This is a genomic window from Marinigracilibium pacificum (genome assembly GCF_012926615.1).
Taxonomy (GTDB): Bacteria; Bacteroidota; Bacteroidia; order Cytophagales; family Cyclobacteriaceae; genus Mangrovivirga; species Mangrovivirga pacifica.
This window is the reverse complement of the sequence record NZ_JABBNU010000002.1, coordinates 255,805-274,870: the sequence shown is the minus strand read 5'-3', so window position 1 is coordinate 274,870 and position 19,066 is coordinate 255,805. Positions and strand designations below refer to the sequence as shown.

General features: G+C 31.6%; 24 protein-coding genes. 21 read left to right on the top strand and 3 right to left on the bottom strand.

The window, feature by feature from the left end; all coding sequences use genetic code 11:
• The first annotated feature begins 43 nt into the window (after positions 1–43).
• The 14 genes from HH304_RS03750 (at position 44) to HH304_RS03685 (ending at position 9,506) form a co-directional block, all read left to right on the top strand.
• Positions 44–724 carry a Yip1 family protein gene (locus HH304_RS03750; protein ID WP_169678122.1) on the top strand — a complete coding sequence of 227 codons (681 nt, stop codon included), beginning with the start codon at positions 44–46 and terminating at the stop codon, positions 722–724.
• 158 nt (positions 725–882) lie between these two features.
• Entirely contained in the window at positions 883–1,146 is a 264-nt protein-coding gene (locus HH304_RS03745) for a hypothetical protein (protein ID WP_271711485.1), read from the top strand.
• Positions 1,147–1,221: 75 nt separating this feature from the next.
• Positions 1,222–1,824: an outer membrane beta-barrel protein gene (locus tag HH304_RS03740; protein WP_169678120.1), complete on the top strand. Its 603-nt coding sequence runs from the start codon at positions 1,222–1,224 to the stop codon at positions 1,822–1,824.
• Positions 1,821–2,429, top strand: coding sequence for a hypothetical protein (locus tag HH304_RS03735; protein WP_169678119.1), 609 nt, complete (start codon positions 1,821–1,823; stop codon positions 2,427–2,429). The genes HH304_RS03740 and HH304_RS03735 overlap by 4 nt, the downstream gene beginning before the upstream one ends.
• A 70-nt stretch (positions 2,430–2,499) precedes the next feature.
• Positions 2,500–3,090 carry a hypothetical protein gene (locus tag HH304_RS03730; protein WP_169678118.1) on the top strand — a complete coding sequence of 197 codons (591 nt, stop codon included), beginning with the start codon at positions 2,500–2,502 and terminating at the stop codon, positions 3,088–3,090.
• The gene (locus tag HH304_RS03725; protein ID WP_169678117.1) at positions 3,068–3,697 is read left to right on the top strand and encodes a hypothetical protein; all 630 of its coding nucleotides are present in this window, start codon (positions 3,068–3,070) and stop codon (positions 3,695–3,697) included. The genes HH304_RS03730 and HH304_RS03725 overlap by 23 nt, the downstream gene beginning before the upstream one ends.
• A gap of 97 nt (positions 3,698–3,794) precedes the next feature.
• Positions 3,795–4,568, top strand: a complete 774-nt coding sequence (locus HH304_RS03720; protein WP_169678116.1) for a DUF5995 family protein — start codon at positions 3,795–3,797, stop codon at positions 4,566–4,568.
• Between the two features lie 108 nt (positions 4,569–4,676).
• Positions 4,677–4,994 (top strand): YbjQ family protein, encoded by a 318-nt coding sequence (locus HH304_RS03715; RefSeq protein ID WP_169678115.1) that lies wholly within the window; start codon positions 4,677–4,679, stop codon positions 4,992–4,994.
• A gap of 140 nt (positions 4,995–5,134) precedes the next feature.
• Positions 5,135–5,671: a DoxX family membrane protein gene (locus tag HH304_RS03710; protein ID WP_169678114.1), complete on the top strand. Its 537-nt coding sequence runs from the start codon at positions 5,135–5,137 to the stop codon at positions 5,669–5,671.
• Complete coding sequence (locus tag HH304_RS03705; RefSeq protein ID WP_169678113.1) at positions 5,668–6,570, top strand: hypothetical protein; 903 nt, start codon at positions 5,668–5,670, stop codon at positions 6,568–6,570. Before HH304_RS03710 ends, HH304_RS03705 begins: the two co-directional genes overlap by 4 nt.
• 71 nt (positions 6,571–6,641) lie before the next feature.
• Positions 6,642–7,484 (top strand): zinc-dependent peptidase, encoded by an 843-nt coding sequence (locus HH304_RS03700; RefSeq protein WP_169678112.1) that lies wholly within the window; start codon positions 6,642–6,644, stop codon positions 7,482–7,484.
• 77 nt (positions 7,485–7,561) lie between these two features.
• Entirely contained in the window at positions 7,562–8,083 is a 522-nt protein-coding gene (locus HH304_RS03695; protein ID WP_169678111.1) for a hypothetical protein, read from the top strand.
• A gap of 259 nt (positions 8,084–8,342) precedes the next feature.
• Complete coding sequence (locus HH304_RS03690) at positions 8,343–8,885, top strand: hypothetical protein (protein ID WP_169678110.1); 543 nt, start codon at positions 8,343–8,345, stop codon at positions 8,883–8,885.
• Positions 8,886–8,978: 93 nt separating this feature from the next.
• On the top strand, positions 8,979–9,506 hold the full coding sequence (locus tag HH304_RS03685) for a methylated-DNA--[protein]-cysteine S-methyltransferase (protein WP_169678109.1): 528 nt from the start codon (positions 8,979–8,981) through the stop codon (positions 9,504–9,506).
• Between the two features lie 20 nt (positions 9,507–9,526).
• On the opposite strand, the gene HH304_RS03680 is transcribed toward HH304_RS03685, so the two are convergent.
• A complete protein-coding gene (locus HH304_RS03680; RefSeq protein WP_169678108.1) occupies positions 9,527–9,832 on the bottom strand; it encodes a hypothetical protein in 306 nt (101 codons plus the stop codon).
• 158 nt (positions 9,833–9,990) lie between these two features.
• Between HH304_RS03680 and HH304_RS03675 the strand changes: the two genes are divergently transcribed.
• The 6 genes from HH304_RS03675 (at position 9,991) to trhA (ending at position 16,736) form a co-directional block, all read left to right on the top strand.
• Positions 9,991–10,848 (top strand): TolB-like translocation protein, encoded by an 858-nt coding sequence (locus HH304_RS03675; protein WP_169678107.1) that lies wholly within the window; start codon positions 9,991–9,993, stop codon positions 10,846–10,848.
• 12 nt (positions 10,849–10,860) lie between these two features.
• Positions 10,861–12,036 carry an acyltransferase family protein gene (locus tag HH304_RS03670; RefSeq protein WP_169678106.1) on the top strand — a complete coding sequence of 392 codons (1,176 nt, stop codon included), beginning with the start codon at positions 10,861–10,863 and terminating at the stop codon, positions 12,034–12,036.
• Between the two features lie 124 nt (positions 12,037–12,160).
• Entirely contained in the window at positions 12,161–14,110 is a 1,950-nt protein-coding gene (locus HH304_RS03665; protein ID WP_169678105.1) for a S9 family peptidase, read from the top strand.
• Positions 14,111–14,174: 64 nt separating this feature from the next.
• Positions 14,175–15,248, top strand: coding sequence for a proline iminopeptidase-family hydrolase (locus HH304_RS03660; RefSeq protein ID WP_169678104.1), 1,074 nt, complete (start codon positions 14,175–14,177; stop codon positions 15,246–15,248).
• A gap of 144 nt (positions 15,249–15,392) precedes the next feature.
• On the top strand, positions 15,393–15,995 hold the full coding sequence (locus HH304_RS03655; RefSeq protein WP_169678103.1) for a hypothetical protein: 603 nt from the start codon (positions 15,393–15,395) through the stop codon (positions 15,993–15,995).
• Positions 15,996–16,085: 90 nt separating this feature from the next.
• Positions 16,086–16,736 carry a PAQR family membrane homeostasis protein TrhA gene (gene trhA, locus HH304_RS03650; RefSeq protein ID WP_169678102.1) on the top strand — a complete coding sequence of 217 codons (651 nt, stop codon included), beginning with the start codon at positions 16,086–16,088 and terminating at the stop codon, positions 16,734–16,736.
• A 100-nt stretch (positions 16,737–16,836) separates the two neighbouring features.
• Here the strand turns inward: trhA and HH304_RS03645 are convergent, their stop codons facing one another.
• Entirely contained in the window at positions 16,837–17,217 is a 381-nt protein-coding gene (locus HH304_RS03645) for a hypothetical protein (RefSeq protein WP_169678101.1), read from the bottom strand.
• 540 nt (positions 17,218–17,757) lie between these two features.
• On the opposite strand from HH304_RS03645, the gene HH304_RS03640 reads away from it, so the two are divergent.
• On the top strand, positions 17,758–17,997 hold the full coding sequence (locus HH304_RS03640; RefSeq protein WP_169678100.1) for a hypothetical protein: 240 nt from the start codon (positions 17,758–17,760) through the stop codon (positions 17,995–17,997).
• Between the two features lie 3 nt (positions 17,998–18,000).
• Here HH304_RS03640 and HH304_RS03635 read toward each other — a convergent pair whose 3' ends face one another.
• Positions 18,001–19,053 (bottom strand): sodium:calcium antiporter, encoded by a 1,053-nt coding sequence (locus HH304_RS03635; protein ID WP_169678099.1) that lies wholly within the window; start codon positions 19,051–19,053, stop codon positions 18,001–18,003.
• Positions 19,054–19,066: the final 13 nt, after the last annotated feature.

Here is a 19,066-nt window from a genome sequence, read left to right as displayed (position 1 = left end):
TTTTATATTTTAGCAATTCAATTATGAATAAACATTTTTTAATATGGAAACATCAAATTTCAACATGCTTGATGACACATTGTTAGATGAGCATAAAGATTTAAAAAACTTATCGGACAAAGACATTTTTACAAAAATCTGGACACAGCCACGAATGGTTCTTGAGTTTATTGATAAAAAAGAATATGACAAATGGCTTTTCCCTATCCTTATTTTATTAGGAATTAATGGAAGTCTTGAAAATTTCATCAATAATGACTGGGGAGGTATATTCACTAATGTAGGTGTATCAATTTTATTTGGAATAATTGTCGGTGGGCTATTAGGCTGGATATCTTATTATATATTTGCCGCATTTTTGAGTTTTACGGGTAAGTGGCTTGGTGGAGAAGCAAATACATACGATCTATTTCGGATGAATACTTATGCCGCAATACCTTCAGCATTTACCATTTTACTTTTTATTCCTGTTTATGCTATTTATGCACTGTATGGATCTGATTATCTAAATGAAGTCAGCCAAAATTTACTGTATTATATTGCCTTTATAGGATTTATAACGTTTGGAATTGCTGTTTGGAGCTTAGTATTGACAGTAGTAGGAATTTCAGTTACTCAAAAATTTTCAATTGGAAGATCTATTGGAAATATCGTGTTGGCATTTTTTATGTTGCTTATATCAGCAATCCCAATCGGGATATTAGTTGCAGGAATAATACTCTAATATTATCACATTTAATTAAATCCCGGGCTCTCCGGGATTTTTTATATGCATAATTAAATATTTCGATCATAATTGGTATCTTCTTATAAGAATTTATCAATTACAATAACCAAAATAATATGGGAGGTTTTGGATCAATGGATTCAGCCAATAAATCCATGAAACAAAACAGGGATTTATTGAAAAAGAATAGGGTTTGGGAAAAGATAAAACATTATTCCACAATTGGTGATAAAGGAGATCTGGTGTTTTTGAAAAAAAACGCTAGTAAGGAAAAACTTGAAGAAATCAGGAAAAGAGCAATTGCAGAAAACAATAAACAAATTATTAAAATCATTATCAAACTAGTTATTGTAGGAACAATAATAGCTATAACCTGGTGGATGATGGCTGCAAACACGATCAATAATCACAATTTTTAAAATAAGTTTGGAATATTAATTTAATTAAAGTTATTTAGAACCATTCTTAATAATGGGTTTATCAATTTTTTAAAAATGGTCTTCAGAAAGAGTTTAAAATTATTAATAGTTCTGATTTTTACATTTATTGGTTTTCAAGGTTTTTCTCAATTCTCAGTAAATGGTGGATTAACAATCGCTAATTCACTAGTAAAATCAAATCAAATTTCTGTCAAATCAGGGGTTAGCATCTTCACTGGTGTAGGTTATGAATTTAAGTTATTTAAAAATGAGGATTTTAGTCTATCTACAGAAGCAATTTATACATCTAGAGCCTACACATTAATTTATAGTGATAATCGGGATTCGAAAAAGATAAGTGATGAATACATTACTTTCCCAATTTTATTGAATTACAAAATCAAAAATGCCGTCAAATTAAGTGGTGGTTTTGAGCTAGGAGGCCCTATTGCATCAACATTTAGAGAAAATGAGTATGAAGATGGATGGTTTGCCTTCCTGGCACAAATACAGGCTTTTCCTGATGAATATGTTAGTCCATATTTTAGAACCAGTATTAGTCCGATGTCCAGATTAAAATACCAACAGGTTGACCAATATGGTTATTTATCAGAAGAAACTGGTGAATTTAAAAATATTTACTTCATGATTGGATTACGTGTAAAGTTTAAAAAATGAAAAAGCTTCAATTAGTTATATTACCCTTGCTATTTTTATGGTTTACAGGTTGTAATGAGCCTGTATTCATTCCAGATCCTTCTAAACCAGCTTTACCAGTATATACAGAAGATGGTCATAATGTCGCCGGAGCAGTAATTAATGGCCAAAACTGGACATCATATGTAGGAGGAAGTTATTATAATGATATTAGAATGATTTATGATCAGGATAGTGGCAGGTTTGCTATTTCTATCCCAGGCTCATTCAATAATTATAATTTGAACTATCAAGATGATAATAATTTGGTTTTTGTATTATATACAAATGAAATAACATCTATCTATGACTTAAAAAAGCTTGAAGGCTCTGTAATCTCCCTTGACAATCAAAATGGGTTTGGAATAATTACAAGTTATGATGAAATACAATATCATGGTATCACAAACTTAAAAGTAAAATCACAATCTGGTAAGCTCCATATTAACTATGTAAAAGACAGTTATCCAAGGATAATTTCAGGAACATTTGGATTTGATTATACTGATATGAATGATGAAGTGTACTCTGTGTATTATGGTAGATTTGATTTTAAAGTATACCAATCAGATTTCAGTATTTATTAAATTCACAAAGGAATACTTAACTACAGTTATTTAGCTATGCTCAATAACTACTCTCTTCAACTTTTTAAAGATGCTTAAAACTATTCAAAAGGCTATTTTATTAATGACTCTAGGTCTATCATTTTTCATTAGTGATGCTCAGGTTCAATTTAGTGCCGGTCTAACCTATGCAAAATCAATTGTAAAATCACCTGAGCTCAAATCAGATTATGGTGTTGGCTTTGCAACTGGAGTTGCCTATAGAGAAACTTATAAGTCTTTTACCTTTACTGGTGGTTTAAATTTCAGTAATAGAAATTATACGATTGAAAATCCTCTATTAGAAAGAAAAAACTACAATGATCAGTATATTTTATTTCCAATTTTAGTTGGGTATAACATAACTGATTTCTTGGCAGTCAATGGAGGTTTTGAATTTGGTTATGTAATTTATTCAGACTTTAATGAGAGGGAATACAAAGACTTTACCAGTGCCTTTTTATTTGGCATCGAGTTTTTACAAAATAAAACTGTATCTCCATTCATAAGAGCGAGCTATTCGCCTTCGGGAAGGCTTAATTATGAATTATTTGATGATTATGGTAATTCAATTGGCACAACATCTGATTTTAAAAATTTCTACATCCTAACCGGAATTAATGTCTACTTACATGGGAAATAGCTATAAATCTATATTAATTCTACTTGTATCTTCGATATTAGTATTTTCTGCCTGTGACGAACCAGTGTTTATTTTCGACCCGGGTATGCCTGGATTACCTGTTTTTTCTAAAAGGGGTAATGATGTTGCCGGAGCAATTATAAACAATACAATGATTTGGAATTCTATGAATTATAGCTCAACAATTCCTGTACAGTGTGATACAATTAATAATAAATTAAGGCTCTATTTTGAAGGATATCTCGTTAATGAAGACAACCATAATAATGACGACATTTATTTGATCATGGAAATTGAAACCGATAAAGTTAAATCTTTCGATGATCTGGTAGCCTTGGACCAAACTAAATATGACTTCACTAGCCCAGGAAACCTGGCTTATATTGTAATTGATGAAAATAATTATGATGAAAATTTTCAACCACTAAATCAAAAAGGTAATCTGACAATTAGACGCTCATCCTCAACTGGAACTAATTCTGATAAAATAATTTTCGCAGGTACGTTTGGTTACGAGTATGAAGATTCATTCAATCTAAAATACACAGTTTTTCAGGGTAGATTTGATTTCACAATAAGAGAATCTGGTTTTTATTACAAACAATAGACAGACACTAAGCCTCCTATATTCCAAAGGGTAACATTAAGTAGACAAAATTCACAAAAAATATTCTAAATATCATAATAAAGGGTTATTATTTGAGATGGAACCCATTATTTCCGGAAACATCACTAAAATAAATCAGGTAATTGCTGAGCTTGATCTTATAATTACAGAATGCAAGAAAAACAATGACCCTAAAGGGTATTTTGCCGTGCTCTATAAAAAGGTAACTGCAAGGGTAGGTCAGGAAATCCTGAACGGGAATTTCGATGATGGAGAGCGAATGGAAAAGCTCGATGTAATCTTTGCATTGAGATATATTACTGCCTATTACAATTGGAAGAACAAGAATTTGATCTCTGAATCATGGAAATCAAGCTTTCAGTTATCTACATCTGATGACATCACGGTACTACAGCATATTTTATCTGGAATAAATGCTCACATAAATCTGGATTTAGGTATTGCTGCATTCGAGACAATGAAAGGCGGTAATTTAATATCCCTCCAAAATGATTTCAATAAAATAAATCAGTTACTTTCTTCAATGGTTGCTGAAGTTCAGTATAATTTAACAACCATCTGGCCACCGTTAAAATACATTCTAAAAAAATCAGGAAAAGTAGATGACCTGCTTGTCGATTTCAGTATGCAGGTTGCACGTGATGGTGCCTGGAAATTTGCTACTCTTTTATCTGCAACTCAAGAATCTTATATCAATAATGCAATAAATACTCGGGATAAATTGATAGCATCAAAAATCCGGTTGATTTCTCCCACCCGATTCAGTCTTAAATTACTTTTCATGCTGATTAGAAATTGCGAGATAGGATCTGTCAATCAAAAAATTAAAAAGCTGGAAAAAGCATTGTAATAGCCTCTATTAAATCCTTTCATGTACAATAATCACCTTTGAATAATAAGTTAATTGATATTGATACTTGATTAACATAAATTATTGTCAATCAATTAATTATTAACTATGATTATTACAACAACTGATTTTATACCTAATAAGGAAATTGACTCAATTCTAGGTATAGCACGTGGGAGTACAGTAAGGGCTCGAAATGTAGGTCAAGATATTTTTGCAGGTTTAAAAAATATCGTTGGGGGTGAAATCGATGAGTACACTCAATTACAGGCACATTCAAGAGAACAAGCGATGCAAAGAATGGAGCATGATGCCAAAAGACTTGGAGCCGATGCCATTATTAATGTCAGATTAGCAACCTCCATGGTTATGCAAGGTTGCTCAGAAATCCTTGCTTACGGAACTGCTGTAAAACTAAAAGACTAATTATGGATTTAATCCCTATAATTTTAATGGCTTTTCAAGGATTGTTTTTTATAGTAATCCTAATAATTATAATATTTTTATTTATCAGGAGACAGGAAATTAAGAAACATGAAGACTTTGAAAAACGAGATTATTGATAAATGAAAAACTTAAATATTAGTGAAATAATTGAGGAAGCTTTATCATGGATAGTCGTTATGGCTATGTTCGTTTACGGAGGTGCTAAATATTGGCAATTTGGGTACAACCCAGAAGTTTTAGAAAAAACCGTTGGAGAACTAACGAGCATGGAATTAATGTGGTCTTTTTATTCTCATTCAAAACCATTTGCAGTAATAATTGGCATTTTTGAAATCTCAGGAGGAATTATGCTCCTATTAAAAAAAACAAGACTCATCGGATGCCTGTTCCTTTCCACAATACTGATAAATATTATCCTACAAGATATATTCTATGTAGTTAATCAAGGAGCGCTTCGGGCTGCAATAATCTATCAATCTATTTTAATTTTCATTTTGATAAAAAACCGAAAAAGGCTCATACAAGCACTAAAAGTGTTGCTAATTCCTGTAAAAGATATCAAAATAAACAAACCCTATTTAATTAAAATTGGTGCGATTATTATTTTCTTCATTGTCTTTAGGATAATCGAGTTTTACCTAACAGCGGGCTGGTGAATTCTTTTCTACATAGGTCGATAATTTCTGTTTTGATAGTGATCATTACTATTCCAGACATTTTCGCCCACCCTGCTGGGAGCATGGTGATTTTCAAGAACACATTATTATGGTCATATGTTTATCCTATAGAATCCTCTAATCATAAAGGCTGTATAATGATGTGGGATGAAACCACGCCCAATGAACCTATCCCATGGTTAATTTCTGACAGTTCGGGCAGTGATTTTTTTCTTGATGTATACAATGGACACTTATATATTATTGAAAGTAGAACCAAAGGCAACTCTTTTGAATATCGACTGTTTCAAACTAATGAACTGAATAAAAAACCTATTGTAATTTCAGATTGGTTTGAATCTAACCTTCATCCGGGAAATTATGGGTTTATTATGACTGGTGAAAATAAATTCTTATTTGCCAGTTATCCATATCTTTATCTAAAAAGACCAGATAATATTTCTGAAAAAATTCAATTTCCAGAAACCAAAATAAAAAAAATTAAACGAACATCTTCAGGGGACTTTTTGATAATCACTGAACAAAGTACAATCATTTGCGACTCAAGTTTAAATATCATCCACAAATGGAAAAGTTTAATTGATAAGTCAGCTAATTCACCACCACTGGGTATAAATACAATATTTGATTACGATGGTAATCAAAAAAATATTTATCTGGCTGACTGGGGAAAAAGGACACTAAGAAAGGTTGATAAACAAGGAAGTTCAACAGATTTATTTTCATTTAGCCCTCCATACACTCCTCACCTTGTAATTAAAAATGATAATAATATATTTGTATTGGCATCTACAATAGGAGATAATCAAATCATTCCCATGCTTATCAAATATTCCCCCGAAAAAACAGTGATTATATGGAATCCCATCGAAAAGTAAAGTCAACAATTGGCCTTTAACTTTCTAAATCGATAAATTTGTGTCTATTTTTTTATCGATATACTATTATAATGGGCGAATTCATTTTTTACTTTTTCTTAATTATCTTATTTCTTGTACCCATAATCCTAACTTTTCAAGTAGTTAAGGCAATAGTTAATTATTTCATTCCGGAGGTATCAAATGCCATTCTATTCACCTATAAATTACCAAAGTCACATATTAAAATACTTGAAAGCTACTTTCATTACTATAATGATCTTCCTTCAGAGCAACTGAAAAAACAATTCCGCTCAAGAGTTCAGCGATTCATAGAATTAAAATCCTTTATACCTCGAGGTGGACTTAATACTGTAACTGATGAAATGAAGGTTCTTATTGCCGCATCAGCAATTCAAATGACTTTTGGTTACCCTTCTGTTTATTTCAAACATTTTAATAAAATTTTAATTTATCCGGATGATTACTATTCGACAATCACAGGAAAATATCATAAAGGAGAAGTAAACCTTAGAGGATTAATCGTTCTTTCTTGGAAAAATTTTGTAGAAGGTTACATGCATCATAATGATGGCCTCAATTTAGGTCTCCATGAAATGGCACATGCCCTCAAGTTTGAAAATAAAATAGTAAACAAAGAATATAATTTCATTCCCGAATTGGCTATTAAGAAATTCAAATGGATTGCTATGAAAGAAATGGTAAGACTAAAGGATATTAAAACCCATCTTTTTCGAGATTACGCTGCTACAGATTACCATGAATTTTTTGCAGTTTCAATTGAAAACTTCTTTGAAAAACCTCAAGAATTATACGATTTTGACCCAAAATTGTACTATGCCATTGCGGAAATCTTAAATCAGGATTTATTAAATAAAAATTTCAAAATTTATCAGCAATTAACTTCCGATTGATTTATATTCGCCACCGAATCATCAACCGACCTCTCAATTAAAGAGTATTTTTTATTTAACTATTTAATATTAAAACTATGAATTTTTCAAAATTATTCAGCGTATTATTTTTATCGCTTGCAGTATTAGTTTCTTGTTCAGATGATGAGAATGCTCCTTCAATTGATGTTACGCAACTTCCAGGATCATGGACTGTAACTAACTACACTACTGAGTCTAGTGTTTCAGCTGCAGGTGCTACTGCTAAAACTGAGGAAATTTATACAGAAGGTACTATGAGAGTTTCTTTCACTGAGGAGCCAGCTGAAGTTTCAACTTCTGGTAACTTTACAGTTGATATTCTAGTACAGGGATCTAATGAAGGTACTAACACTTATTACTCTATTCCTGAATTAAATGGTAGCTATGCAATTAATGGTAGCAATGTTACTTTTGGAACTGGTGAGACTGCTGTGGATTACCAAATCCTTGAGCTTTCTGCAACTACTTTCAAATTCAAAATGGAAGAATCTACTACAGAAGAATTTTTCGGTATTACAACAACTACTAAATCTGTTAAAGTTATCACTTTAACTAAAGATGCAGAAATTGTTCAATAATTCTTCATTAAGAAATATAAAAAGCTGCTTCGTTATTGAAGCAGCTTTTTTTGTCCTTTAAATTTAATTCAGATCATAATTGACCATATCTAACGGTTATAAATTTTATCGAATAAAGGATTAAATATATTTAAAATAAAAATTGCAAAATGACGATTTTATATTTTCTATAGCTTTATTTTTTAAGCTTTACAATATACATTTGCATTTTTATCATAATCGAATAAATAAGCAATCAATTTTTAAATCAATAATAACTATGAATTTATTTAAATCATTAAGCCTATTTTTTGTTGTATTATTAGTTTTCTCTTCATGTTCAGAAGAGGAAAATGCACCTGCAATCCAAGAAGAAGAAATTGAAGGTAATTGGACTTTGTCTGACATGGATTATGATAGTGATGCATATATGATTTTTGAAGGTCAAACCACAAAAACTGCTGATATAACCGGAAAAATTACCGAAAGTAATATGGTTGTAAGTTTTAGTTCAGAACCTAATACTGCTACAGCAACAGGTAATTACAAAATGGATTTGACTATTAAACCATTTATAGGAGAATCAACAACACAAAATCTGACCATGGAAAGTATTGATGGCTTCGGTAGTGAATGGAGAATTGAAGGTAACAAATTTTACATGAAAGACCCTGAAGGTGTAGAATCAGCACTTGAAATTCTAAAATTAACCAATAGCGAGTTTATACTAAAAGGAGAATATAACTACGAGGAAGCAGATGAGCTTTTTGAAGAGCTGGTAATAAAAACTGACGTATTCTTTACTATATATTTCACGAAATAATTTTACCGAAAATATTATTAAAGGGATGGCTGAAATAGCCATCCCTTTTTTTGTCTTATTATAATTATATTTACATAACTCATCGCTAAAATTATGATACAAACAATCACTTATAAATCACCTTATGGAGAACTTGTAATTGGTTCATATAAGGACAATTTGGTATTATGTGATTGGAAATATCGCAGGATGAGAGAGTCAATTGATAATAGAATTAAAAATTACTTTTCAGTTGAATTTATTCAAGAATCATCTGAAATCTGTGAATTGACAATTACCCAACTTGAGGAATATTTCAAAGGAACAAGGAAAGAGTTTAATATTCCTATCTCAATGGCAGGATCTGCCTTCCAGCAAGAAGTATGGAAAGAATTAATAAAAATTCCTTATGGTAAAACAACCAGCTATCTTGAGCTTTCCAAGAAGCTAAATAATCCAGGTGCAATCAGGGCTATCGGATCTGCAAATGGTGCCAACGCAATTGCTATTATCATCCCTTGCCATCGGGTGATAGGTTCAGATGGTGACCTGACTGGGTATGCCGGTGGATTAAACACTAAAAAATCATTACTTAAATTAGAAAATGCTCCAGTTGTTAGCTCACAACAAGAGTTATTCTAATTATATATGAACATTTAATATCACTTTAATATTTTCACATCAATAGTGCCATTAATCTGAATAACTACTTCATCAGATTCAATCAACTTAAGAAGATCTCTAACCTTTTCTCTTTCAGTTTTTAATTCAGCAATTCTAAGCTCAGTCGAAGAAGTATCACGACCTTCTCTTTCATAAATTGATAATCGTTGTTCCTGATGGAATCTTATTTTGTTTCTATACAAAGCATTTAATACCTCCTTAGCTTCTTCTACAGAAAACTGACCATCAATAAGCTTGTAATTAACCTCCTCTTTGATTTCCAATTCTTTTAATGAATTATTCATTTCATATAAATGTTTAGTCATGCAAAACTGAAAGCAATAAATCATTTGTAAAAATTTATATTTTATATCAAAATTATAAATTACACTTATTATAAGTCCTAATTAATTGAAAATCACTAGATTACTACATAACATAATTCTGCATTATCATAATCATAATGAAAACTAAAGTAATCAGCATATTGATCAGTATATCTCTGGGTTTCAATATTTCTGCTCAGCATAAACTAGTATTCACATCCGATAGAAATGGGAATTCTGATATATTCTTATATGATTTTAAATCAGGCACATCTACTCAAATCACAAATTCAGAAGCCAATGAATACAGTCCTACAATAATTAACAATTCTACCATATCAATTCTTAAAGAAGAAAATAACACCTACTACAGGCAAAGTATTGATTTAATTTCTGGTAAAACTACAGAACTCCCTCAACCTAAAGAGTGTGCGCTCGATGATAAAAACATGCGTTATGGTCCCGTTTCTGGAAAAATGCTTTATTCATGTAACGGAAATATCTTTTTATTAAATGATTACAATGAAAAGGCTGTTAATCTAACAGAATTAATGGAAGGAGATTCTTATATGCCTTCATGGTTTCCTGATGAATCCGGTATAACTTTTTCAAATAACTCAAGTGGGAATATGGACGTTTATGTACTTTATTTTAATAATAATCGGATATCCAATATTACTAACCACCCAGCTGTAGATGAACGCTCAGAGGTTAGCCCCGATGGTAATAAAATACTTTTTAGTTCTGGTAGAGACGGAAACAATAACATGGAAATATATATTTACGATTTAACAGATCAAAGCTTAAAAAATATAACAAACAGTCCGGATTGGGAACTTATCGGAAGATGGTCTCCTGATGGAAGATCAATATGTTTTTCAAGTAACAAAAATGGACAATGGGATCTTTTTTTGTATCTTATCGACTCGGGTAAAACCATGCCATTAATCCTTTCCAGTAGCTTTGATGGCGATCCAAGATTTTTAAGAGATTAATAATATTTTTATATGCACAAAAAGGAAAGACTGCTTTCTCTGGATGTTTTCAGAGGCTTAACAATTGCAGCCATGATAATAGTGAACAATCCAGGGAGTTGGTCACACATGTACTCACCATTACAGCATGCTCATTGGCATGGCCTTACTCCTACCGACTTAATTTTTCCTTTTTTCTTATTCATTGTAGGCTTTTCAATTTCATACTCATTAGGTAATATAGCAGGTGAGGCTGATTTAAGTATATATAAAAAAATACTTTGGAGGTCAGCAAAAATTTTTATCGTCGGACTTTTCTTATGGTTTATTTTTAAACCTGATTTATCAGAAATGAGATGGGCCGGTGTACTTCAACGTATCTCCATTTGTTTTTTTGTAGCTTCAATCCTATTTATAAACCTGAATATCAGATCACTTATAATTATATCTTCCATAATTCTAATAGCTTATTCTATCATTCTTCTTGTAATCCCAGTACCAATTGACGAAGTAATCAAAGAGGCTCTTGCAACAGGAAAAATATTGCGTGCATCAGGATTTGAGGCTGTAGAAATTGCAAAACTTTCTACAGATAAAATTCAACCAAACCTGGAGCCAGGAACTAATATTGCGGCCTGGATTGATCGTCAATTTTTACCAGGTATCTTTTATGAAAAAACATGGGATCCTGAAGGATTACTTACTACACTTCCTGCTATTGTAACTACACTTTCAGGAGTAATTATTGCTCAAAAGTTTAAAACATCAACGCAAAACTCAAGAATAAAATTTTTATCAATCACAGGAATTATATTGGTTATTTTAGCATTAATATTAACTCCATTAATTCCTCTAAACAAAAATCTATGGAGCCCATCATATGTATTGATTACCACTGGATTAGCTTCTCTCACATTTTTACTTTGTTACTTCATTTTAGATATTAAAAAAGTTAATTCTAAAATCAAAATTGGCCAAATTTTAGGCGCAAATGCCATTTCGGCCTATGTATTATCCTTTTTGTTAATATTCCTATTCTATGATGATAGGTTTTTAGGCACTTCTCTAAATCAAGATTTCATGGAGGGAATGAAAAACCTGGGGGTCAGTTTAAAGCTATCTTCAGCACTTTACTCAATTCTTTATATTGGTATTATATTCATTCCTTTGTATTACTTATTCAGAAAAAAAATATTCATCAAGCTGTAAATAAATTGATAATCAACTAATTAATACATTCATAGCCTTGACATTCATGATTAAAGTTTAGAAATTAATTGTAACTAACCAATAAGGATTAGGGACTAACAATAAACATAGAAAAACTTTAACCATGAAAATCAGATATTTTACGCTGGTATTATCAGCCCTATTAGTATCCTGTGGACAGGACAGTACTAGTAATGAAGAGACAACTGCTGTAGTAGAAACCCCTTCTCTTTATACTATTGAACAATTTGAATCTACAACATCATACAGAGGACCAGAATTTTCCGATGATGAAACAAAGATCATTGTATCCAGCAATGAAACCGGAATTTATAATATTTATGAAATGAATATTGCTGATGGTTCAAAAAAACAAATCACAAACTCTACTGAAGAATCATTATTTGTTGAAGGTTTTGTACCCGGAACTGGAGATATTCTTTACTTCGCTGACAAAGGAGGTAATGAGATTGACCATTTATATATCTTGAAAAGTGATGGTACTACTGAAGAGTTAACAACTGGCGAAAATGAGAAAGCTGACTTTTACCGTTGGTCTGAGGATAAAAAATCTATGATATATGGGTCAAATAAACGCGATCCAAAATATTTCGATGTTTATAAAATGGATATCGGTAATTGGAAACCAGAAATGATCTTCAAAAATGATGAAGGATATTTTTATGCCGGACTTTCAGACGATGAGAAATATATGGCATTAGTAAAACCTATTACCACAAGTGAAAATAAGTTGTTTCTTCGTGAAATGACATCAGGGAAAATGACTGAAATCTCTCAAGGTAAAGGGTCATACGGAAGCTCAGGCTTCAGTACGGATAGTAAATCATTCTTTTACCTGACAGATAATGATAGTGAATTTAGCTATTTAAAGAAATATGACATTGAAACGGGAGAACATTCAAAAGTATTTCAAACTGACTGGGATGTAGCATACAGCTATTTAAGTGAAAATGGCACTTTCAGAGTTACCGGAATAAATGAAGATGGTAAAAATAAACTTATAATTAAGAAAACTGAAAATGATGAGAATGTAAACTTCCCTGACCTTCAAGGAGGTAGTGTACTAGGAGTAACTATTGCAGATAGTGAAACAAAAATGCTCCTGGCTGTAGGATCATCAAACTCACCTGTCAACATATATTATTATGATATGGAAACAGAGGAACTGAAAAAAATGACCAATAGCTTAAATGAAGAAATAAATCCTGATGATTTGGTTTCTGCAGAAGTAGTTCGATTTAAATCATTTGATGGAATAGAAATTCCTGCAATCTATTACAAACCAAAAGTTGCAAGTGCTGAAAACAAAGTACCGGCACTTGTGTGGGTCCATGGCGGGCCTGGTGGTCAATCCAGACAAAGTTATTTTTCCTTGATTCAATATCTGGTAAATCATGGTTATGCTATTCTTGCTGTAAATAATAGAGGCAGTAGTGGCTATGGTAAGTCTTTTTATAAAATGGATGACAAAAATCATGGGGATAAAGATTTGAAAGATTGTATTTGGGGTAAAAAATGGTTAGCAGAACAATCTTATATTGACCCTGAAAAAATTGGTATAATCGGAGGTAGTTATGGAGGATATATGACCATGGCTGCAATGACCTTTGCTCCGGAAGAATTTGATGTTGGAGTAAATATCTTTGGAGTTACAAACTGGTTAAGAACGCTTAAATCTATACCTCCTTACTGGGAAGCACAACGAGAAGCTCTTTATGAAGAATTAGGAGATCCTTTTTCTGAAGACTCTGTTAGGCTATATGAGATATCACCCCTATTTCATGCTGAAAATGTTAAAAAACCGATTATGGTATTACAAGGAGCCAATGACCCAAGAGTTTTACAGGTTGAATCAGATGAAATTGTTGCTGAAGTTAAGAAAAACGGAGTACCTGTTGAGTATGTTTTATTTGATGATGAAGGACACGGCTTTGTAAAAAAAGAAAACAAAATAGAAGGTTATGGTAAAATTCTCGAATTCCTAGATACCTATCTAAAAGGACAAGGTGCTGAAGTAGAGAATAAACCAGAAGAAATAAAACAAGAAGGATAAATCATTTACTCCGGAGTTTTCCTCCGGAGTTTTTCTACACCATCTAATTTAACCCCTAATTAATATGTATAAACAATTAATAGTTTTAGCTATCCTTACAATTACTGGTTGTAATACCTCAGAAACAACTAATGATATAAACATAGAAACCTCTAAACACGAAACTACATTAAAAGAATATTGGGATTATCAGGATAATGAAATGATTTATAATGGTGGTATTAAGATGATTCCTATCACCACTCCAAAAGGTGAGTTTAAGGTATGGACTAAAACTATTGGAAATAACCCAACAAAAAAAGTACTTCTATTGCATGGCGGACCTGGTATGACTCACGAAATTTACGAGTGTTTCAATTCATGGATACCTAAAGAAGGCATTGAAATAATCTATTATGATCAGCTTGGCTCCTACTATAGCGATCAGCCAAGTGACACATCATTATGGAATGTTAAGCGGTTTGTTGATGAAGTAGAACAGGTCAGAGTGGCTTTAGATTTAAACAAGGATAATTTTTATCTATTTGGACAATCTTGGGGAGGTATTCTGGCAATGGAGTATACCTTAAAGCATCAAATTAATTTAAAAGGACTGATTATTAGCAATATGATGGCTAGCATTCCTGAGTATAATAATTACGCTCATGAAGTTTTAGGACCACAACTTCCCGCTGATGTTTTACAAGAAATTATGAATATCGAAAAGAATCAGGATTTTGAAAATCCCAGGTATGCTGAATTACTCATGAACCACCACTATACACAACATGTTTTAAGAAAACCTATCAACCAATGGCCTGAGGCTGTAAACAGGGCTTTAAAACATCTGAATCCTGAAATTTATGTTTATATGCAGGGGTATAGCGAATTTGGTATTTCAGGAGATGCTACACTTAAAAACTGGGATCGATCTGATGATATCTCCGATATAAAAGTCCCTACTCTGGTAATAGGAAGTAAACATGATACAATGGACCCTAAGCATATGGAATGGATGGCTTCAGAAATACCATTTGCTGACTTCTTATTATGCCCTCAGGGAAGCCACCTATCTCAATATGATGATCAAAAAACATTTTTTGAAGGATTAATTCAATTCATCAATACTGTAGATTCAGATGAATTTCAAAAAATGTAAATATAACAATGTAAGAGACTCATATTAAAGACATTAGAACAACATAACTTCAAAATAACTTCGGCCTAAAACGAAATTTTAGTATATTTATTATAAGAGGCCAACTTTTTAATTATAATCATTCGGTTTTAAAAGTAACGCAGTATGAAAACCGAAGCACCACAATGGGGAATCACAGTGGGAATTTTATTAATTCTTCTGGGATCGTTTGGCCTAATTTCTAATTATACAATGCTCAATAACAATAATTCTGAATTGAGCAATTCATCATTTAAAAGTATTTCTGTAAAGATGGACAGCCTGAATTCAAGGCAAGTAACAAATTCATCTCAAAAACAAAATGAGCTTCTAAACCATGAATTAGAAAACAAAAAAAACTCAGCCTCGAACTTAAGCCAGTTTGAGCAGGAAAAGCCATCTTCATTATTAATAAAATGGATGCGAAACTTTTGTTTATTTGGAATTATAATTGGCTTGATAAATATTATTGGAGGGGTAATGCTCTTAAAACAGCATCATTGGACTGTTCGATTAGTTGAAGTAATTATTATTTTGAACATCAACTATTATATTTTTCAGACCATTATTCTTTTAACTGATAAAACATCAGGATTTTTCGGTCGCATTACTGCATATAATAAATTCTTGGCAGCATTTATATTTATAAGTCTATTGGCAGTTTTGATTTTATATGATAAGAAAAATGGAAAGATCAGAACTTCCAGTCATTTAGATAAACAATCATAATCTCCGGCTATCTTTCATTATTGAGCCTTCAATTTATGAGTTAGATTGAAATTCTTGATTTAGTTTTACCTCAGATAAATGAATGGGAAAGTGAAAGAAGATAAGACTGAATCTGCTACAAAAAACGAAGAATTTCTAAATACCCTCTCACATGGAATAACAGCCATAGTTGCAATTGGTGGATTTATAATACTTATATTTTTTGGAATTAAAAGTGAGAAAGATTGGAGTCTTTTTGGTGCACTATTCTACGGTATAAGCTTAGTTTTACTTTATATTTTTTCTTCCTTTTATCATGGACTTAAACACGAGAAAGCTAAATACATTTTCAAGATACTTGATCACTGTGGGATTTACCTATTAATAGCCGGTACCTATACACCTGTCCTACTTATCAGTATTGGTGGTGCAAAAGGATGGATATACTTTATCATCCAATGGAGTATGGCAATAATAGGTATTGTCATAAAAATATTTTTTACGGGAAGGTTCAAGCTTATTTCCACACTCATGTATGCAATCATGGGATGGATAATAATCTTTGATATTGAATTATTAAAATCCTCCTTATCAGAACCTGCATTCAAGTTATTAGCAGCTGGCGGATTCGCATATACATTTGGTATTATCTTTTACATTCTAGATAAAAAATTAAAGTACGCACATTTTATTTGGCATCTATTCGTAATAACCGGTAGTCTATTACATTATATTATGATGGTAAAATATATTTTGATTTAACTCGATTTCCTATAAACTATAGATGATATCAAATAAAAAAGCCATGACCTGGCTTACAGTCATGGCAATTGATTATAATTTATTTCTCTAATTCAACTTCTTATAAAATCCAGCCTATAAATTTTGCCCTTCTTTTAAACGGCTTTAATTCTTTTTTAACTTTCTTTTTGTATTTCTTTAAGGTCTTATCGTCCAAAACATCATTAAGCTTATTCAAGTTTCGCTCTTTGGCGTCTTTAAATAACTCTATTTTCCTATCTTCACTTTGATTGGTATTCGCAATTTCAAACATATCATCAACGATACCTCTATTTGTTTCAATAAGTTCATTTTCTTTTTCCTGACTTAAACCAAGACCATCAAACTTATTCATGGCTGTCAGAACATCATTCTTCGTCAGGTCACCTGTTTGAGCAGAAATGTTTGGGATAGATACACTTAAAAAAAAGAGTATCAACAAAGTATAACTGTATGTTTTCATAGCGTGAACGTGTTTTTAAATAGTAGATAATTATATAATTAATTTAACCAATCAAAGGCATATCAACTAAATAAAACAAAATTTAATATTGAAATTTTACATATGATTAACATAATCAGCACTAATTAATTACCGGACATGCTTGCAAAAGAATCATAATTATAAATTTCCTTAAAAAGTAAATAAGATCAGATTTACGAAAGGTTTAAATAAAAAAGTCAAAGCATAATGCTTTGACTTAAACTGGTTCTAAACAAAACTTAAAACTTAACTGAAGATCTTTATGAATATTATCAACTAACAAGCATTAAACCTTTCCTACCCTATCACTTTAATTTGATCTTTATATTCATTCAAGTTTGCTAGTCCCATCTGGAATACTTTATAATTTAATTAATTTCTATCTCACAAGACATTTTATTCCATTAACAATACTTATAAAACACTTTAAAATTTATTTTAAATATTTTAATAAATATTTATACTTTTTAAACAATTTGAATTAAATTATATGTCCTGTCACATTTAAACGATATAGATATGCAATATTATAACGTCATATTGAAAACGGGCGAGCGAGGTAGATTAGCCTGTGAGGATCGTACTAACTTAATATTAAAATATTTTAATGGTGATGAAGACCTATTCAAGTCCAGGGTCAAAGCGATAACCTGGACGGACAAATCACTATTATATTCTGAAAATATTGACACAGGCTCAATATCTAAAGAAGAATTAGACCAAAATTCTCCAATGGTAGGCTGGATGAATACACAGTAGCCATCAATTGAGGACAAAAGAAACAATTTCAAAAGTTTCTAATAACATCCAAACTATAAATATTAAATACCCGGAAAGTAGTATTATGCCTTCTTTTTTTGACAGTTTTAAGTTAAATCTTAAAAATGCAAAAAACATAATTGTAGCAACTGTCAAAAATAAGATCATGGGAATTGCTATGGTCAAATTTACTGATGCTGAACCTGCTATAAGTATACCAGAAGGTATAGCTATTAACAAATCAAAAATATTGCTACCTAAAACATTTGATATTCCAGCCGTGCCATCTCCTTTCCCGGCTGCCTTAATACTTACAACTGCATCAGGGACACTTGTGGCTGCTGCAACTACCGTGATCCCCCAGAAGAAATCCGGAGTTGAAAAAAAATCGCCTAGAAACAGTGCACTTCTAACAAGTCCTTCAACACTTATTAAAATTAAAACCAAACTAAAAAATAACTTAACCCAGATCTTTTTGATATTTTCATGAAGTCTTCTCTCCTCATCATTATTTTTCTTTTGATGATCGCGAGTATCAGCAAATTGCAAATAAATATAAAGTCCATAAAGTAGAACAGGCATTATTGCTAGACCACGAGAAACATTACCTTCTATGTACTTCTCACCTTCCAAAGGATAATAAATAACTGCCATTGTAATCATAAGCATGATAACGGCAATGGAGGTCAAATAAAACTGAGCATCCTTAAAAACAAGCGTTTTATTTGCTTTCATATCACCATACAATACACAACATAAACCAGGAATAACCAAGATATTAAATATTGCACTGCCAACTATAGCTGAAATTCCCAGATTAAATTTTTCATGTATTAATGTTGACACTACCACTGTTGCAAGCTCCGGAAAACTAGACCCAACTGCCATTATTATACTTCCTTTTACCACAGAAGGTAATCGATAATGATCGGCTAGAATTTCAGAGGTACTTTCAAGTAATGCGCCACCCCAATACACAACAATAGAAGAGATAATAATTATAGATATATAAAAAAGTAACTCCATAAAATCATTTTGAGATCTTAATTCAAACATCAAATAATCTGAT

Excerpts from the sequence above, each read along its gene's own strand:
- HH304_RS03750 (WP_169678122.1), top strand. The coding sequence starts at position 44 with ATGGAAACATCAAATTTCAACATGCTTGATGACACATTGTTAGATGAG.
- HH304_RS03745 (WP_271711485.1), top strand. The coding sequence starts at position 883 with ATGAAACAAAACAGGGATTTATTGAAAAAGAATAGGGTTTGGGAAAAG.
- HH304_RS03740 (WP_169678120.1), top strand. The coding sequence starts at position 1,222 with ATGGTCTTCAGAAAGAGTTTAAAATTATTAATAGTTCTGATTTTTACA.
- HH304_RS03735 (WP_169678119.1), top strand. The coding sequence starts at position 1,821 with ATGAAAAAGCTTCAATTAGTTATATTACCCTTGCTATTTTTATGGTTT.
- HH304_RS03730 (WP_169678118.1), top strand. The coding sequence starts at position 2,500 with ATGCTTAAAACTATTCAAAAGGCTATTTTATTAATGACTCTAGGTCTA.
- HH304_RS03725 (WP_169678117.1), top strand. The coding sequence starts at position 3,068 with ATGTCTACTTACATGGGAAATAGCTATAAATCTATATTAATTCTACTT.
- HH304_RS03720 (WP_169678116.1), top strand. The coding sequence starts at position 3,795 with ATGGAACCCATTATTTCCGGAAACATCACTAAAATAAATCAGGTAATT.
- HH304_RS03715 (WP_169678115.1), top strand. The coding sequence starts at position 4,677 with ATGATTATTACAACAACTGATTTTATACCTAATAAGGAAATTGACTCA.
- HH304_RS03710 (WP_169678114.1), top strand. The coding sequence starts at position 5,135 with ATGAAAAACTTAAATATTAGTGAAATAATTGAGGAAGCTTTATCATGG.
- HH304_RS03700 (WP_169678112.1), top strand. The coding sequence starts at position 6,642 with ATGGGCGAATTCATTTTTTACTTTTTCTTAATTATCTTATTTCTTGTA.
- HH304_RS03695 (WP_169678111.1), top strand. The coding sequence starts at position 7,562 with ATGAATTTTTCAAAATTATTCAGCGTATTATTTTTATCGCTTGCAGTA.
- HH304_RS03690 (WP_169678110.1), top strand. The coding sequence starts at position 8,343 with ATGAATTTATTTAAATCATTAAGCCTATTTTTTGTTGTATTATTAGTT.
- HH304_RS03685 (WP_169678109.1), top strand. The coding sequence starts at position 8,979 with ATGATACAAACAATCACTTATAAATCACCTTATGGAGAACTTGTAATT.
- HH304_RS03680 (WP_169678108.1), bottom strand. The coding sequence starts at position 9,832 with ATGAATAATTCATTAAAAGAATTGGAAATCAAAGAGGAGGTTAATTAC.
- HH304_RS03675 (WP_169678107.1), top strand. The coding sequence starts at position 9,991 with ATGAAAACTAAAGTAATCAGCATATTGATCAGTATATCTCTGGGTTTC.
- HH304_RS03670 (WP_169678106.1), top strand. The coding sequence starts at position 10,861 with ATGCACAAAAAGGAAAGACTGCTTTCTCTGGATGTTTTCAGAGGCTTA.
- HH304_RS03665 (WP_169678105.1), top strand. The coding sequence starts at position 12,161 with ATGAAAATCAGATATTTTACGCTGGTATTATCAGCCCTATTAGTATCC.
- HH304_RS03660 (WP_169678104.1), top strand. The coding sequence starts at position 14,175 with ATGTATAAACAATTAATAGTTTTAGCTATCCTTACAATTACTGGTTGT.
- HH304_RS03655 (WP_169678103.1), top strand. The coding sequence starts at position 15,393 with ATGAAAACCGAAGCACCACAATGGGGAATCACAGTGGGAATTTTATTA.
- HH304_RS03645 (WP_169678101.1), bottom strand. The coding sequence starts at position 17,217 with ATGAAAACATACAGTTATACTTTGTTGATACTCTTTTTTTTAAGTGTA.
- HH304_RS03640 (WP_169678100.1), top strand. The coding sequence starts at position 17,758 with ATGCAATATTATAACGTCATATTGAAAACGGGCGAGCGAGGTAGATTA.
- HH304_RS03635 (WP_169678099.1), bottom strand. The coding sequence starts at position 19,053 with ATGTTTGAATTAAGATCTCAAAATGATTTTATGGAGTTACTTTTTTAT.